The sequence below is a fragment of the Stenotrophomonas sp. SBJS02 genome (assembly GCF_020428325.2).
Lineage (GTDB): Bacteria > Pseudomonadota > Gammaproteobacteria > Xanthomonadales > Xanthomonadaceae > Stenotrophomonas > Stenotrophomonas africana.
This window is the reverse complement of record NZ_CP109812.1, coordinates 2163529-2180710: the sequence shown is the minus strand read 5'-3', so window position 1 is coordinate 2180710 and position 17182 is coordinate 2163529. Positions and strand designations below refer to the sequence as shown.

Genomic DNA, 17182 nt, shown 5'->3' with positions numbered 1-17182 from the left:
CGACTGACAGTCGACGCTACCCTCCGCCCAGCGCCTGCCGCAGCAGCGGCAGCTGCCGCCGGCTGCAGGGCACCTTCGCCCCGTCGGCCATGTGCAGCAGGGCCTCGCCCCCGTCCAGCGGCTCGATCGAGCGCAGCTGGTCACGGTGGATCAGCCAGCTGCGGTGCGGGCGCAGGAACACTGCCGGATCGAGCCGCTGCTCCAGCACCGCCATGGTGATCCGCAACGGGTAATCGTGGCCGCGCACCCGCAGGTTCACGTAGTTGCCCGCCGCCTGCGCGTATTCCACGTCGGCCGTGGCAACCAGGAACTCCTTGCCCAGCTTGCGCACCAGAAAGTGCTGGGGGCGCTCGACCGGCTCCACTGGCGGGCCAACGTCGGGCTCGGCCAGCAGGCTCGCCTCACCCTGCCTGCGCCGGCCGAACCAGCTGGCAAAGTGCTCCAGTGCCACGAACATCGCAAACGTGCGCACATCCTTCAGGTATTCGTAGGCAAAACGCTCCAGCCAGCCGGCATCGTCCTGGTAGCGGTGGCCCAGCGACGCATAGGCCAGGTGCCGCAGCAGCATCATCCCCACCACATGCAACAGCGACCAGCCGACGCTGGCCAGCAGGTACAGCGGCAATCGCCGCTTCCAGGTATCGGCATGCAGCGGCCAGCGCTCGCAGCCCCACCACAGCAGCGGCAGGGTCAACAGGATCAGACCGAGGCTGCTGAACTCCCAGATCATCGGCTCCCACAAGCCGAGATCGGCGCCGCGGCGACTGGCATCCATCACTTCCACCAGCGCATTGGTCACCGCTGAAGCCGACAGGATCGCCGCCCATACCAGCAGGCGGGTCGAAGTACGCCAGCGCGGTGGTCGGCCCTGGGTCATTGCTGCATCCATGTCGTTGCGGTGCTCCAGCCTGCCTCAAGGGACCAAGGGTAGCGGCTCCATTGGTCCCGCCACCCCCGCCATTGGTCACTGCGCGGGTTCCGGCGGCCCCTCGGCAGTGGCTGCACGGGCCGGGCGGCGTCACGTTGGCTCGACCTTCCGGCACACCACCACCATGACCCGACGCCACGACATCGACGCCCTGCGCGTGTTCGCCTTCGCCCTGCTGATCCTCTACCACACCGGCATGGCCTATGTGGACGACTGGGATTTCCACCTCAAGAGCGTGCATACCGCCGAATGGCTGCAGTGGCCGATGCTGTTCGTCAACCGCTGGCGGATGTCGCTGCTGTTCCTGATCTCGGGTATCGCCATCGCCCTGATGCGGCCGGAAGGCAGGCTGCTGCGCTTTGCCGGCCTGCGCACGTGGCGGCTGCTGCTGCCGCTGCTGTTCGGCATGTTCGTGATCGTGCCGATCCAGCCCTACTGCGAAGGGGTGGCCAACGGCCACGTGGCACCCGGCTTCGGCCACTTCCTGCTGCGCTATTGGCAGGTGCGGCCGTGGCCGGAAGGGAGTTTCGCCGGCTGGCAGTACGGCATCACCTGGAACCACTTGTGGTACCTGGCCTATCTGTGGAATTACACGCTGGCCCTGGCCCTGTTAATGCCATTGCTGGGAAGGCCGGTGGTGCGCCGCGCGGTGGCGTTCTGCGCTGCATCGCCGATGCTGCTGATCGGCCTGCCGTCCGCCCTGCTGCTGGCCTGGGTGATCTGGCTGGAGCCGATCTATCCGTCCACCAATGCCCTGCTTGGCGACTGGTACCAGCACGCCAAATACCCAACGGTGTTCCTGGCAGGCTACCTGCTCGGTCGCGAGCCGGTGTTCTGGCAGCGTGTGGTCGCCCTGCGCCGCACCACGCTATGGCTGGCGCTGGCCGCGATCGCCTGGTATCTGGGGTTGCGCATCCTCGGCCAGGTACTGCCGGCTGACTCCTCGCTGCGGCAATGGCCCGAAGCGTTCTGGGATCTGCAGGGCAGGACCAGCCAGTCGCTGTACGTCTGGACCGCGCTGCTGACCATCCTGGGCTGGGGCAAGGTCGTCCTCGACCGCCCGTTCCGCTGGCTGCCGTACTGCACCGAGGCGATCTATCCCTGGTACATGCTGCACCAAAGCCTGATCATCGTGCTGTTGTTCTGGCTCAAGCCGCTACAGCTGGGGCCGTGGGCCGAACCGGCCCTGCTGCTCGGCGGTACCGTCGGCGGCTGCCTGCTGATCCATGAACTGCTGATCCGTCGTTCGCGCTGGCTGCGGCCCCTGTTCGGCCTGCGTGCCGATCCACCTGCGGCGCCGATCGCGCGCGCCGCGGTAGTGTAGAGCCGAGCCCACGCTCGGCTGCCTCTGCCATGAGCCGAGCATGGGCCCGGCTCTGCATCAAGGCAGTCGAGCCAGCTCGACTCTACACGGGTGTCCGAGCGTTCAACGCACCTCGAACTCGCCCACCAGCACGGTTTCGGCGCGATCCTTCAACCGCATCGTCACCATCTGGTCCTTCTGCTTTGCCGTGCCCCAATGGGTGGTCAGGCGCAGCATCAGGGTCGTGGCACCGGTCACCAACTGCTGGCGGCTGCCGAAGTAATTCGCTTCCACCTTGTACTTGCCGGGCTTGGCGTTGCGCAGCGAGAACTGCTCGGGACCATAACCGCCGGTGAAGTCCTGCGACATCTGCCCGCCCTGGTAAGTCAGGCGGTTGCCGTAATACGCGCGCTCGCCGTTCGGGTCGGTCACCCACAGGTCCATGTCACTGTTGTCGGCATCCCACGACAGCACCACGCGCAGGTCCAGCGGCATCGCCTGCAGCAGGCGCGGGTCGATGCCGGTGGTATCCAGCCGGGGCGTGCTGCGGGCCACCAGGTTGGTCAGCTCATCCAGTGCGATCAGGGCGATGCCATCGAAGCGGCTGTCCCACGGCCGCACCACCACCTGGTACAGCGGCGCAAGCGCCTGCTGCGGCTTGCCGGCCGCCGCCAGCGCCAGGCCAAGATCGCGGAAGCTCTGCGGCTCTTCCTGGCCCATCACCAGCACCTGCTCGAACACCGGCACCGCCAATGCGGGGGCATGAGCCTGCATCAGGCGGTAGCCGAGCACGCGCAGCAGGTGACGATTGTCCAGGTCCATCTCTGCCAGATTCGACAACACGCGCAGCGCCAGGTCGCGTTGGCCCTGCTCCAGCAGCAGGTCGGCCACATCGAGGAAGAATGCGCTGCTGTCGGCGTGGGCATCGCGCTCGGCCAGATAGCGGTCATACAACTGCGACGGCGGCCCCTCGCGCAGGCGCTTGGCGATGGCCGAGTCCGGCTGCCAGGCCGCCAACTGGATGCCGAGCTCGCCCTCGTTGGCGGCAGCGGGCGCAGCGACACGGCCACCAGTGACCGTGATTGAATCGAGGGCCATGTTCGATGCAGGTGCTGAGCGACGCGCACGCGCGCTGCTGGCTTCCATGCGCTGCTCGGCGGCGGCGGCCATCGGTGCCGGGGCGGGTGGTGCCGCCGGGGCCGGTGCGGCGAGCATCGCCACCGGCGCTGATTCCATCGCGTGGTCCGCGGAGGCCACTTCCAGTGCCCCGCCCTTTGCCTGCGGCGGCATTCCCTTCGGCCAGCTGCGGTTCCACCACTGCTGGCGCTCCTTCCAGCGTGCCGCCACCTCATCCAGGCGCTGGCGATCAGCAGCGGCGCGATCTCTTACCTGCACTGCGAACCTGGCGTCGTACTCGGCGCGCAGCGTGCCCGAAGGGCGGATCGCATAGCGCAGGTAGTCCTCCAGTGTCTCCAGCACGATCAGCGAGGTATCCGGCCCGACCAGGCCAAACTGTTGAGACAGGCGCTGCATCGCCTCGCGGTTGCCACGGCGATCGGCGGCCAGCTGCTGCAGGCGCGCCTGCGCCCACAAGCCCGCCAGCAGTTCTCCGTCGTTGCTCTTCTGCGTGGCGGGCAGCGCCTGCCATTCGCCGCCACCCACGCGCACCCGCATCGGCACACCGTCGGCCGCCAGTCGTGCATGCAGCCACAACCAGCCCTGGGCTTCACTGCGACGATCGATCACCACGTCCTGCACGCCGCGTCCTGCATCGACCTGCACATCCAGCGGCGACGACAGCAGCTCACGGGCGGCCAATTCGACATCCTTCCCCAGCGCGACGAAGCGACCACCATGCGCTTGGCTCCAGCCACGCAGTCGCACGGCATCGGTGCGCGCACCGGCGCAGCTGACCGCGAACAGGCGTTGGTCCGGCGCCATCGCCGGCAGCTGTTCCGGCCCATAGGTCAGCAGGCCATCGCTGACCAGCAGGTATTCCTTCACGCCCGGCTGCGGCTGCCACTGCGCCAGCGCGCTGGCACCGTCCGGGCGTACGGCCTGCAATGCCGCACGCAGCTCACTCCAGTTACCGGCGCGGATGCGGAAGCGCCTTACCGGCTCGGCGCGATCGCGCAGCACGGTCAAGGCCACGGTGCCGTCGCCCATCGCGGCGAAGTAGTGATCCAGCAGTGCGAACTCACGCGTGCGATCGCGCTGCCCCGCCGAACCGGAGCCGTCCCACAGCAGGCCGATCTCGCTGGGCAGCGTACGGGGCCTGCTGCTGGCCGCCACCGGCAGTTGCGCCAGCAGGTAATGGCCATCCTCCCAGGGCGCCACCTGCACCTGCGCCTGGCGGGCTGCCGGCAGGCTCCACTGCAGCTGCTTCGGCAACTGCGCGCCCTTGCCCTGCCACTGCATCTGGCCCGCGCTGATGCGGAATGGCGCGGTACCTGCAGTGGTCGCGCCGGGCGCCTGCAGCTTCAGTTCAACCGAGGCTGCACCGGCGGCGAACTGCAGCGGCAGCGTCCACTGCCAGCCTTGGCCGGTGAAGGCCAACGGCTCGCGAATCACCAGCTGTACACGCCGGCTGCCACCGGCCGGCAGCGGGTAGATGCGCAGCCGGAACTGGTTGCCGGCGGTCTGTTCCAGCAGGCCCGGGTCGACGCCGCGGCGGGCGATCTCCTCGAACACCTGGCGGCCGCGGTCCTTGGGCACCGGCACCGCGTCACGCATCTCGCCGTTGATATCCAGCGCGAAGCCGCTGATCTGCTGGCCGTCGCCCAGCGGGAACTGCAACTCGCCCTCCAGCACGCGCCGGTTCGGATTGTGGAATTCCAGGGTGATCCGGGTCTGGGCGACGCCGGCCTGGACTTCGCCCTCGATGCGGGCACGCTGCAGTTGCACCGGTTGTTCGGCAGCGTGCGCGATCAGGAGAGGCGTGGCGGCCTGCGGCCGGGAGATCGGCGGCGACTGCGCGCCAGCGGGCCAGGCCGCGAGGGCCAGCAACAACACGGTGCAGCTACGGGCGAAGACCATGACCGGACTCCAGTGGGATCGTGAACCGTTGAACGCACGAGCTACCGGAACGGGGTTGGCGGGACCCCAAAAAGGGGACGGAGGGGATTAAGTCGCAATTGGCAAACAAGGCAGAAACGGCTTAATCCCCTCCGTCCCCCTTTTCTAGGCGGGCAGGCAGTGCTCGACTATCAGCTGGATGGCGCTGCCACCACGATAGTCGTCGCAGGCGAGACGATAGGCGAGATGCACGTGGCGACCCGGCGCGTTGCCATGCCAGCCGCCGAAGTGGATCGCGTTGATGGTGCCGGGCACGCCCGGCAGGCGCAGTTCCAGCTTGAGGTGGCGCTCCTTCAGCACGCGCCAGTTGGCCACTTCGAAGTGGCCGTCGAACAGCGGCTCGGGGAAGCCCTGGCCCCATGGGCCTGCCAGACGCAGCGCATCAGCGTGGCGATGGTCGAGTTCGTCCGCGGCCAGTTCGCCGTCGCTGAGGACCTGCTGCTGCAGTGCCGCCGGGTCGAGCATTTCCAGTACCACGGCGACGAAGGCGGCCTTGAAGTCATCGACGTGATCCAGCCGCAGGCTCAGTCCAGCCGCCATGGCATGGCCACCGAAACGTTCGATCAAGCCCGGATGACGCGCGTCGACCAGCGCCAGTGCGTCACGGATGTGCAGGCCGGGAATCGAGCGGGCTGAGCCACGCAGGGTGTCGGCGCCGGGTTCGGCCGGGGCGAAGGCGATCACCGGGCGATGCAGGCGATCCTTCATCTTCGACGCGACCAGGCCGACCACGCCCGGATGCCAGTCCGCATCGAACAGGCAGGCCGCCACCGGGCGCTGGCCGGCCATGTCCAGCACCACGCGGGTCAATGCCTGCTCGGCGTCGTCGGTCATCGACTGCTGCACGGCGCGCCGTTCCGAATTGATCTGCTCCAGCGTCTGCGCGATCTCGCGCGCCTGGCGCGGGTCTTCGGTCAGCAGCAGCGCAATGCCCAGCGCCATGTCTTCCAGCCGGCCCGCCGCGTTCAGGCGTGGGCCGAGTGCGAAGCCGATATCGGTGGCCGTCAGCCGCGCGGCATCACGGCCGCTGGCTTCGATCAGTGCACGCAGGCCGACGCAGCCCTGCCCTGCACGCAGCCGGCGCAGGCCCGCGCTGACCAGCGCCCGATTGTTCGGGTCCAGCGCTACCAGGTCGGCGACGGTGCCAACCGCCACCAGGTCCAGCAGCGTGGTCAGGTCCGGCCCCTTGCCATCGGCAAAAACGCCGGCCTCGCGCATCTGCCGGCGCAGCGCCATCAACACGTAGAAGATCACACCGACGCCTGCCAGCGACTTGCTGGGGAAGGCATCGCCGTCCAGATTGGGATCGACGATGACATCGGCCGGCGGCAACTGCGGACCGGGAAGATGGTGATCGGTGACCAGCACCTGCCAGCCACGCGCCTTGGCCGCGATGACACCGGCGTGGCAGGCAATGCCGTGGTCAACCGTGACCAGCAGGTCCGGCTTCAGCGCGGCCAGCTCGTCCACGAGTGACGGCGACAGGCCGTAGCCGTGCACCATGCGGTTGGGCACCGCGTGGAAGACATGCCGTGCGCCGAGCATGCGCAGGCCGCGCACGCCGACCGCACAGGCGGTGGCGCCATCGCAGTCGAAATCGCCAACCACCAGGATGCGCTTGTCGTTGACGATGGCCTCAACCAACAGGCCCACCGCATCGTCGATGCCGGTCAGCAGCTCAGGGGCATGCAGATTGCCCAGCTTCGGCTGCGCCAACTCCGGTGTACCTGCGCCACGGCTGGCATAGAGACGCGCCAGCAACGGCAGCGTGCCCTCCGGCCAGCTGCCGGGCGCGACCGCATCGCGGCGGCGGATCGTCGGCGTATCAGAGGCGGGCTGCACAGCATCGGCGGCAAGGGACATCGGCATCGCCGGGTTACGGAAGACCCGGGCATGATACCCCGCCCGGCTGGTCCGGCTCTTCCCGGGCTTGGCGCAGAGGTGGCGATCGCCCATGCTTGTTCGCTTCTGAAACGGAACTCGCCATGCATCGCCCGCTGTCCGCACTGATTGTCGGCCTGTTGCTGCCACTCGCCTCCCACGCTGGAAACACGCTGGTCACCCCCGGTATCGAGTTCGCGCACCACGACTGGTTCCTGGCCTGCGACAACACCGGCACCTGCCGAGCCGCGGGTTATGGCCCGGAAAACGCAGACAGCCTGCTGGGCCTCATGCTGGAACGTGCAGGCGGCCCCGGTACGGCAGTGAAGGCGCGGCTGCGGGTGGGCGAGGGTGGCGAAAGCGCGATGCCTGAAGGCGCGCTGCGCCTGCAGGTGAACGGCCGTGATCTGGGCCCGGTGCAGGACACCGGTGCTGACGAGGCCGTGACGCTGCGGCCGGCGCAGGTTGAAGCACTGCTTGCCGCCCTGCCCGGCCAGGCCCGCATCGAGGTCATCGACAGCAACGGCACGCGCTGGCCGATTTCCGACCGTGGGGCTGCCGCCGTACTGCTGAAGATGGACGAGGCACAAGGGCGGATCGGAACACCCGGCGCCCTGGTGCGGCCTGGCACGCGTGCCGAAACGACTGTGCCGGCTGCGCGTGCCAAGCCGGTGATCGTGAGCGCGGCGCTGGCGACGCCACGTTCCGGAGACAGCGAACTGGGAAGCAGCGAAGCGCTGCGCGACGCCCTGATCGCCACGCTCGGCGACAGTGACGACTGTCCGCGCCTGATCGAGTACACGGGCACCCCGGAAATGGTGATCGAGCGGCTGGACGAGCACCACGTACTGGTGCAGGCGCTGTGCCAGATGGGCGCGTACAACTACAGCAATGGCTTCTGGATCGCACGCGACCGGCCCCCGTTCGCCCCGCAGACGGTCACGATGGAAGCAGAGGGCTTCTCGCGCGTCGAACGCACGCTCTACGCGCGCTACAAGGGCCGCGGCATCGGCGACTGCGTTTCCGGCTCGGACTGGGCATGGGATGGCCAGAGATTCCAGCCCAGCAGTGCGTTCAGTACCGGCCTGTGCCGTGGCATGCCGGGCGGGCACTGGATGCTGCCAACCCTGCTCAGTGAGGTGCGCTGAATGCATGCATCTTCACTGTCATGCACGCCGCTGCTGCTTGCGTCGCTGACGATGGCCTCGGTTGCCCCGGCTGCCGAACCGGCTGGCACGTCGTTGGTGGAGGGCGACGGCGTGATGGCCTGCGACAACACCCGCACCTGCCGGCTGGCAGCCTACGGTCCACTGGCGCCGTTGATGCTGAGCGCGCTGATCGAACGCAGCGGCGGGCCGCGCACGGCGGTCACCGCCCGGCTGTCCATGGCCGAGGGCGGAGAGGACGCGCCTGCGACCCCTGCGGCGGTGGCCCCTGAAGGAACGTTGCGACTGCACGTGGACGGAAAGGACCTCGGTGCCATCGGCCACAGCGAAGCGCTCGACCCTGCCCTGGAGCTGCCCACCCGCTACGTGACCGCCATGATTGAAGCACTGCTGGCGGGCAAGCGCGTCGAGATGAGCGATGCCTCGGGCCACGCGTGGCCGCTGTCCGATCGCGGTATCCGTACGCTGCTGCTGAAGATGGACGAAGCCCAAGGTCGGCTGGATACGCCCGGCGCACTAGTGCGCAAGGGCTCACAGCCGGAGTCGAAGGTCCCGGCTGCGGTTGCCGCGCCGCCCCTGAAGGCACCGCCGCTTCTGGTCGAAGCACAGGAAAGCGATGCGCAACTGGCCGAGCGGGCGGATCTGCTGCAGCAGTTGCAACCGGTGGCCGCTGCGGGAAACGCGTGCGACCGGATGTCGTCACACCAACTCTGCATCGAACGGGTGGATGCCAGCCATGTCCTGGCCCTGTTGAACTGCGCAACCGACCGCAACATCGTGCCGGCGGGCACCTGATTGATCCGCGATCGTCCACCGTTTGCGCCCACGCTGATCACCCCAAGCACGCTGTTTCCGCTCTACCCGCATGCCGTATTTCTTGAAGAAGGCGTTGTGACCGCTACCAATGCGTGCGGCACGAACCGGCATTGGGCGTGGGACGGCTCGCGCCTGGTCCTGAGCGCGACGTATCTGGGTGATGACTGCTCAACCCGGAGCCGCAGGCACTGGGCGTTGCCGACCTACGTTACGGACGTCCAGTAGTGATGAAGCCGAGCGTGGGCTCGGCTCTACAGGGAAATCACTCGTGAAGCTGGCGCGGCTTCTTCCAGAACTGCCAGCGCTGGCCACGGTCCAGCTGGAATTGCAGGCCGTCTTCGAAATCCAGCACCAGCCGTTGCAGCTCGCCACGCTTGAGCGCGGCCAGCAGCGGACGGATCGCATCAGTGCCGAGCTGCTGCAGGGAGCGCAGCTGGCGCAGGTCGACCAGTGCATCCACCGCCTGCTCGCCATCCACGGCTACGCCAGCCGCCAGAGCCAGGCCCTGCAGCAAGGCATCGCGGCTGCGCACCTGTGCGTGCGGCGTGCTGACCGACACCGGCATCACGCCACCGCCCCAGAACCACAGCGAATTGATCGGCTGCTGTCCCTGCGAGGCGCGCTGCTGGTTCCAGGAATGGTTGTGCAGCAGCACCTGCGCCTCGGTCATCAGCGCCCGCCAACGACGGCCGCCCTCGCCTTCCGGCAGGTGCGAGAACAGATCATCGCCGAGAACCTCGTCCGGACTGTCGAAGTCCGGCAGGGCCAGGTCGATCGGCAGGCGCAGGTACCAGCGCGAAGGATCGGGTGCATCGAGCACGAACCCGGCATCGGCGAACAGCGGCTGCAGCACCGGCAACAGGGCCAGGCAGTCCGCCAAGGTCGGCCGCAGCGTTTCGCCGTAGGCCATCATCCTCGCGCCGTGCATGTCCGGCACCATGCAGGCCGGATCGGCACGCAGCCAGCTGGCGCCGGCGGCATCGCCGACGTCGCGCTGGCGGGTCAACGCGGCCACCGGCCAGTGCGGCGCGGCAACCGTGAAATGGCGCTGCAGCTGTGCCCGCTCTCCGGCTTCAAACTGCGAGGCGCTGGCACGGCCCAGGGCACGCGCCACGTCATCAGGCAGCGCAGCCGCGGCAAGGCGGCTGCGTGCCGGCAACAGCAGGGTCGCCGTTGCCACCGGGTCAGTCCACGTAGCTGACGCTGACGATCTCGTACTCGCGCTGGCCGGCCGGGGCATCGATCACGATCGAATCGCCTTCCAGCTTGCCGATCATCGCGCGTGCCACCGGCGAGGAAATCGCGATCAGGCCCAGCTTGATGTCCGCTTCCAGGTCACCGACGATCTGGTACTTCTTCTCCTCGTCGGTTTCCACGTCGGCCAGCGTCACGCTGGCGCCGAACACTACCTTGGAGCCTGCGTTGAGCTTGCTCACGTCGATGATCTCGGCGTGCGACAGCTCGCCTTCCAGCTGCTTGATGCGGCCTTCGATGAAGCCCTGCTCCTCGCGCGCGGCGTGGTACTCGGCGTTCTCCTTCAGGTCGCCGTGCTCACGCGCTTCGGCGATCGCGGCGATCACCTTCGGGCGCTTGACCGACTTCAGGTGATCCAGTTCATCGCGCAGACGCTGCGCGCCCTTCATCGTGATGGGGGCTCTCATGCATTCAACTCCTTGTGCAGCTCCTGCAGCGACCAGACGGGGCCGGTGCCGCGGAATTCCAGTGAATCCACCAGCGCCTTGGCGCCGGCAATGGTGGTCGAGTAGGTGACGCGATGCTGCAGCGCCTCGCGGCGGATCGAGAACGAGTCGTTGATCGCCGAACGACCTTCGGTCGTATTGACGATGTAGACGATCTCGCCGTTCTTGATCGAGTCGACGATGTGCGGACGGCCTTCGACCACCTTGTTGATGATCTCGCAGTCCATGCCGTGCTGCTGCAGCCACGCGGCGGTGCCACGGGTGGCGACCAGGCTGTAGCCTCGCGCCAGCAGCGCCTTGGCCACCGGCAGCACGCGCTTCTTGTCCGGATCACGCACCGAGACGAAGGCCTTGCCGACCGGCGGGGCCTTGATGCCACCGGCTTCCTGCGCACGCGCAAAGGCGGCGTTGAAGGTGCGGCCCACGCCCATCACCTCACCGGTGGAGCGCATCTCCGGCCCGAGGATCGGATCGACGCCCTGGAACTTGGCAAACGGGAAGATCGCTTCCTTCACCGAGTAATAGTCCGGCACGATTTCCTTGGTTGCGCCCTGCTCGGCCAGGCTCTTGCCAGCCATGCAACGGGCGGCGATCTTGGCCAGCGGCATGCCGGTGGCCTTGGACACGAACGGCACGGTGCGCGAGGCACGCGGGTTCACTTCCAGCAGGTAGATGGTGTCGGCACCTTCGTCACTGGTCTGGATCGCGAACTGGGTGTTCATCAGGCCGACCACGTTCAGGGCCTTGGCCAGTTCCACCACCTGACGACGCAGTTCGGCCTGGGTCTCAGCCGACAGCGAGTACGGCGGCAGCGAGCAGGAGGAATCGCCCGAGTGCACGCCGGCTTCTTCGATGTGCTCCATCACGCCACCGATCAGGACGTTGCCCTCCTTGTCGGCGATGATGTCGACGTCGCACTCGACGGCGTTGTCGAGGAAGCGGTCCAGCAGCACCGGCGAGTCGTTGGACACCTTCACCGCGTCGCGCACGTAGCGGGCCAGGTCGGCTTCGCCGTAGACGATTTCCATCGCACGGCCGCCCAGCACGTAGCTCGGGCGCACCACCAGCGGGTAGCCGATCTCGCGGGCCAGCAGCAGGGCTTCCTGGTCGTTGCGGGCGATGCGGTTCGGCGGCTGCTTCAGGCCGAGCTTGTCGACCAGCTGCTGGAAGCGCTCGCGGTCTTCGGCCAGGTCGATCGAGTCCGGGCTGGTGCCGATCACCGGCACGCCATTGGCTTCCAGCGCGCGCGCCAGCTTCAGCGGGGTCTGGCCGCCGTACTGCACGATCACGCCCTTCGGCTGTTCCAGTTCGACGATTTCCAGCACGTCTTCCAGGGTCAGCGGTTCGAAGTACAGGCGGTCGGAGGTATCGTAGTCGGTCGACACGGTTTCCGGGTTGCAGTTGACCATGATGGTTTCATAGCCATCCTCGCGCAGCGCCAGTGCCGCGTGCACGCAGCAGTAGTCGAACTCGATGCCCTGGCCGATGCGGTTCGGGCCACCACCCAGGATCATGATCTTGTCGCGGTTGCTCGGTGCAGCCTCGCACTCGTCCTCGTAGGTCGAGTACAGGTAGGCGGTACCGGTGGAGAATTCACCGGCACAGGAGTCCACGCGCTTGTAGACCGGACGCACCTTGTGCGCACGGCGCAGCGCGCGGATGGCGGCTTCGTTGGTGCCGGTCAGCTGTGCCAGGCGCGCGTCGGAGAAGCCAGCGCGCTTCAGCTTGCGCAGGCGTGCGGCGTCCAGCGCGTCGATGCCACCGGCAGCGACTTCGCCTTCTGCAGCGATGATTTCCTCGATCTGGTCCAGGAACCAGTGGTCGATGAACGACAGTGCGTAGATCTCTTCCACGCTCATGCCGGCGCGGAACGCGTCGGCGACGAAGAACAGGCGCTCCGGGCCCGGCGCCTTCAGCTCGCGACGCAGGGTCTGCAGGTCTTCTTCGTTGGCCAGGTCCAGGCCGGTCGGGTCGAAGCCGACCTTGCCGGTTTCCAGACCACGCAGGGCCTTCTGCACCGACTCCTGGAAAGTGCGGCCCATCGCCATCACCTCGCCCACCGACTTCATCTGGGTGGTCAGGCGGGCATCGGCGGCCGGGAACTTCTCGAAGGCGAAGCGCGGGATCTTGGTGACGACGTAATCGATGGACGGCTCGAACGAGGCCGGGGTCAGGCCACCGGTGATCTCGTTCTTCAGTTCGTCCAGGGTGTAGCCCACGGCCAGCTTGGCGGCGACCTTGGCGATCGGGAAGCCAGTGGCCTTGGAAGCCAGCGCCGAGGAACGCGACACGCGCGGATTCATCTCGATGACGACCACGCGGCCGGTCTTCGGGTTGATGCCGAACTGCACGTTCGAGCCACCGGTATCGACGCCGATCTTGCGCAGCACGGCGATGGAGGCATCGCGCAGGCGCTGGTATTCCTTGTCGGTCAGGGTCTGCGCCGGGGCCACGGTGATCGAGTCACCGGTGTGCACGCCCATCGGGTCAAGGTTTTCGATCGAGCAGACGATGATGCAGTTGTCCGCGGTATCGCGGACCACTTCCATCTCGAATTCCTTCCAGCCCAGCACCGACTCTTCCACCAGCACTTCGGTGGTCGGCGACAGTTCCAGGCCGCGGCTGACGATGTCGACCAGCTCTTCGCGGTTGTAGGCGATGCCGCCACCGCTGCCGCCCAGGGTGAAGCTGGGGCGGATGATGGTCGGGTAGCCGACGCGGGTCTGGATCTCCAGCGCTTCGTCCAGGGTGTGGGCGACGGCGGCGGTCGGGCATTCCAGGCCGATCTCACCCATGGCGACGCGGAACAGCTCGCGGTCTTCGGCCATGCGGATCGCTTCGCGCTTGGCGCCGATCAGTTCGACGTTGTACTTCTCCAGCACGCCGTGGTCGGCCAGGTCCAGCGCGCAGTTCAGCGCGGTCTGGCCACCCATGGTCGGCAGCAGCGCATCGGGCTTTTCCTTGGCGATGATCTTCTCGACCGTCTGCCAGTTGATCGGCTCGATGTAGACGGCGTCGGCCATCTCCGGGTCGGTCATGATCGTGGCCGGGTTGCTGTTGACCAGCACCACGCGGTAACCCTCGTCACGCAGGGCCTTGCAGGCCTGGGCGCCGGAGTAGTCGAACTCGCAGGCCTGGCCGATGACGATCGGGCCAGCACCGATGATGAGGATGGTCTTGAGGTCAGTGCGCTTGGGCATTTTCTTCTCTAAGTCAGTACAGCGTGACAAGGGGGGTGATCGCACGCTGTCGATCAGGAATCTTGATCCGCAGCGCCGCGCCAGAGGCAGCAGCGTTGCGGCGGTTTACGGTCCATCGCGACGCCACCGGGGGGCCGGCGGCGTACTGATCACGCCTTGGCCTGCTCCATCAGCACCACGAAGCGGTCGAACAGCGGACCGACATCGGTCGGGCCCGGCGACGCTTCCGGGTGGCCCTGGAACGAGAACGCCGGCACGTCGGTGCGGGCCACGCCCTGGTTGGTGCCATCGAACAGCGAACGGTGGGTCACGCGCAGGGTCGGCGGCAGGGTCGCTTCATCGATCGCGAAGCCGTGGTTCTGCGAGGTGATCATCACCCGGCCGCTGTCCAGGTCCTGCACCGGGTGGTTGGCACCGTGGTGGCCGTGGCCCATCTTCATGGTCTGCGCGCCCGAGGCCAGGCCCAGCAGCTGGTGGCCCAGGCAGATGCCGAAGGTCGGGATCTTCACGTCGATGAAGGTCTTGATCGCTTCGATGGCGTAGTCGCACGGTTCCGGGTCACCCGGGCCGTTGGACAGGAACACCCCATCCGGCTTCAGCGCCAGTACTTCGGCGGCCGGGGTCTGCGCCGGCACCACGGTCACTTCGCAACCACGCTCGGCCAGCATGCGCAGGATGTTGGTCTTCACGCCGAAGTCGTAGGCCACGACCTTGAACCGGGCCGGCACGCTGACGAAGGCGTTGGCATCCAGGTCCAGCTGGCCCTCGGTCCAGGTGTAGGTCTTCTCGGTAGTGACGACCTTGGCCAGATCCATGCCCTTCAGCCCCGGGAACTTGCGGGCGGCTTCCAGTGCCTTTTCCACGTCGATGTCACCGGCCATCAGCGCACCGTTCTGCGCGCCCTTCTCGCGCAGGATGCGGGTCAGCTTGCGGGTGTCGATGCCGGCGATGGCGACCACGCCACGCTGGATCAGCCAATCCTGCAGCGACACCTGGCTGCGCCAGTTGCTGGGACGACGGGGAACGTCGCGCACGATCAGACCGGCCGACCACACCTTGGACGCTTCATTGTCCTGGTCGGTCATGCCGGTGTTACCGATATGCGGATAGGTCAGCGTGACCATCTGCCGGGCGTAGGACGGGTCGGTCAGCACTTCCTGGTAGCCGGTCATGGCGGTGTTGAACACCACCTCACCGACGGACAGGCCGGGCGCGCCTACGGATTCGCCCTCGAATACGGTGCCGTCTTCGAGGACGAGGATTGCGGCTTGGGTCACGGGAATCTCACTTTGGCTACCGAGGGGGCTGCCGAAGTCACGCCTGCGCTTCACGGAAATCCGGTTGCAAAAAAGCGCGGACGTACGGTCTGGGACCGGTCCGGCTTTCGTGATTCGGCGAGTGCGAATTGTAGCGCTGCCGGGCCGCTCGCGCCAGCGGTTATCGCACTTGATGAACGGGCGATTGCGCATTCATTTCAATCCGGCGGCGTATGCGGGGTACGCCACCCGGTAGTGCCGGCCGCTGGCCGGCACTACCGACTTACTGCAGCAGGTCCCTTACCCGATAGCTGCCCGGGGCCCGGCCCTGCAGCTGGCGGGCGGCGAACAGGGCGCCGCGGGCGAAGATGTCGCGGTTGGTGGCCCGATGCACCAGTTCAATGCGCTCGCCCAGCCCGGTGAACTGCACCAGGTGCTCGCCGACGATGTCACCGGCACGCAGGCTGGCGTAATGCGGTTCCGCCCCGCCCCGCTGCGCGGCCGCACCCAGGGTCAGTGCGGTACCCGACGGCGCGTCCTTCTTCTGGGTGTGGTGAGACTCGACGATGTCGCAGCCCCAGCCTGGCAGCGCCTGCGCCGCGCGCTCGACCAGTTCGTCCAGCACCGCCACGCCCAGACTGAAGTTCGAGGCCCAGACCAGCGGGATCTTCGCCGCCGCAGCCTCCAGCGCCTGGCGCTGCGTGCTGGAGATGCCGGTGGTCCCCGACACAAGTCCTGCCCCCCGCTCCACGCACAACGCCAGCAGCGGGTCGAAGCCCTCCGGCAGGCTGAAGTCGATCGCCACATCGAACACCGGCGCGCCGGGCAGCTCGCTGGCACCGAAGAACGGCACGCCGTCGACCACGCGCTGCGCCGGCGCACGGCCGGTCACTGCGGCCACGATCTGCAGGGTTTCGGGATGTTCGGCGGCCAGCCGCAGCAGGGCCTGGCCCATGCGCCCGGAGGCACCGTGAATGAGCAATCGCAGGGGAGTCTGGTTCATGCCTGCAGGCTAGCGGCAGCACGCCCGCTCCGGCAAGCGCCATCGCTGCTACGCTGCATGCCCTTTCATGCAATGGATGGCAGCTCCCTCATGCAGATCAGCGAACAGCTGGTGCTGGTCACCGGCGCCGGCCGCGGCCTTGGCCAGCACATCGCCCGCGCGTTCGCTGCGCAGGGTGCGCGCGTCATCGTCAACTATCACCGCAGCGAAGGCGCCGCACGGGCGCTGGCCACCGAGCTGGGCGGACAGGCAATCGCACTGCCGGCCGACGTCACTGATCGCAGCCAGGTCGATGCGATGCTGCAGCATGCCCTGGCCCACTTCGGCCAGGGCGTCACCACGGTGGTCAACAACGCACTCGCTGCGTTCTCGTTCAATGGTGATGCCCGCGACGGCGCCGCCGCTATCGGCTGGCCGGCCTTCCAGGCGCAGTTCGAGGGCAGCGTGCGCGGCGCGCTGAACACCGTGCAGGCCGCACTGCCCGGCATGCAGGCCCGCCGCTTCGGCCGCGTGATCAACATCGGCACCAACCTGTTCCAGAACCCGGTGGTGCCCTACCACGACTACACCGCGGCCAAAGCCGCCCTGTTGGCACTGACCCGCACGCTGGCCGGTGACCTCGGCCCGCATGGCATCACCGTGAACATGCTGTCCGGCGGCCTGCTGCGTACCACCGATGCCAGTGCTGCCACGCCGGAAGCGGTGTTCGACTACATCGCCGCCAACACCCCGCTGCGCAGCGTCACCACCCCGGCCGAGTTCGCCGATACCGCACTGTTCTTCGCCAGCCCCTGGTCGCGCGCGGTGACCGGCCAGAATCTGGTGGTCGATGGCGGACTGGTGCGGGACTGAGC

The 17182-nt window shown here is 67.5% G+C and carries 12 protein-coding genes; 4 read left to right on the top strand and 8 right to left on the bottom strand.

The annotated features are described in order from the left end of the window. Positions 1-16 precede the first annotated feature (16 nt). A complete protein-coding gene (locus FQS62_RS10265; RefSeq protein ID WP_049447100.1) occupies positions 17-877 on the bottom strand; it encodes a LytTR family DNA-binding domain-containing protein in 861 nt (286 codons plus the stop codon). A gap of 175 nt (positions 878-1052) precedes the next feature. Here FQS62_RS10265 and FQS62_RS10260 point away from each other — a divergent pair, with 175 nt between their 5' ends. After that, positions 1053-2252, top strand: a complete 1200-nt coding sequence (locus FQS62_RS10260; protein WP_208043168.1) for an acyltransferase family protein — start codon at positions 1053-1055, stop codon at positions 2250-2252. 102 nt (positions 2253-2354) lie between these two features. On the opposite strand, the gene FQS62_RS10255 is transcribed toward FQS62_RS10260, so the two are convergent. Continuing rightward, positions 2355-5267, bottom strand: coding sequence for a DUF2135 domain-containing protein (locus tag FQS62_RS10255; RefSeq protein WP_208043169.1), 2913 nt, complete (start codon positions 5265-5267; stop codon positions 2355-2357). A gap of 144 nt (positions 5268-5411) precedes the next feature. Then, complete coding sequence (recJ, locus tag FQS62_RS10250) at positions 5412-7169, bottom strand: single-stranded-DNA-specific exonuclease RecJ (protein ID WP_208043170.1); 1758 nt, start codon at positions 7167-7169, stop codon at positions 5412-5414. Positions 7170-7291: 122 nt separating this feature from the next. Here recJ and FQS62_RS10245 point away from each other — a divergent pair, with 122 nt between their 5' ends. Then, complete coding sequence (locus tag FQS62_RS10245; RefSeq protein WP_208043171.1) at positions 7292-8335, top strand: DUF1176 domain-containing protein; 1044 nt, start codon at positions 7292-7294, stop codon at positions 8333-8335. After that, the gene (locus FQS62_RS10240) at positions 8336-9148 is read left to right on the top strand and encodes a DUF1176 domain-containing protein (RefSeq protein ID WP_208043172.1); all 813 of its coding nucleotides are present in this window, start codon (positions 8336-8338) and stop codon (positions 9146-9148) included. A gap of 283 nt (positions 9149-9431) precedes the next feature. Here the strand turns inward: FQS62_RS10240 and FQS62_RS10235 are convergent, their stop codons facing one another. The 5 genes from FQS62_RS10235 to dapB all read right to left on the bottom strand — a co-directional run bounded on the left by FQS62_RS10235 (position 9432) and on the right by dapB (position 16328). Next, positions 9432-10349 carry a phosphoglycerate mutase gene (locus FQS62_RS10235; RefSeq protein WP_208043173.1) on the bottom strand — a complete coding sequence of 306 codons (918 nt, stop codon included), beginning with the start codon at positions 10347-10349 and terminating at the stop codon, positions 9432-9434. 4 nt (positions 10350-10353) lie between these two features. After that, positions 10354-10818, bottom strand: coding sequence for a transcription elongation factor GreA (gene greA, locus FQS62_RS10230; protein WP_170272484.1), 465 nt, complete (start codon positions 10816-10818; stop codon positions 10354-10356). An 8-nt stretch (positions 10819-10826) separates the two neighbouring features. Continuing rightward, positions 10827-14069: a carbamoyl-phosphate synthase large subunit gene (gene carB, locus FQS62_RS10225; RefSeq protein ID WP_049447115.1), complete on the bottom strand. Its 3243-nt coding sequence runs from the start codon at positions 14067-14069 to the stop codon at positions 10827-10829. A gap of 149 nt (positions 14070-14218) precedes the next feature. Continuing rightward, positions 14219-15346: a glutamine-hydrolyzing carbamoyl-phosphate synthase small subunit gene (carA, locus tag FQS62_RS10220; RefSeq protein ID WP_014646993.1), complete on the bottom strand. Its 1128-nt coding sequence runs from the start codon at positions 15344-15346 to the stop codon at positions 14219-14221. A 262-nt stretch (positions 15347-15608) separates the two neighbouring features. Next, positions 15609-16328, bottom strand: a complete 720-nt coding sequence (dapB, locus tag FQS62_RS10215) for a 4-hydroxy-tetrahydrodipicolinate reductase (protein ID WP_080354883.1) — start codon at positions 16326-16328, stop codon at positions 15609-15611. A gap of 72 nt (positions 16329-16400) precedes the next feature. On the opposite strand from dapB, the gene FQS62_RS10210 reads away from it, so the two are divergent. After that, positions 16401-17180 (top strand): 3-oxoacyl-ACP reductase, encoded by a 780-nt coding sequence (locus tag FQS62_RS10210; RefSeq protein ID WP_154349941.1) that lies wholly within the window; start codon positions 16401-16403, stop codon positions 17178-17180. Positions 17181-17182: the final 2 nt, after the last annotated feature.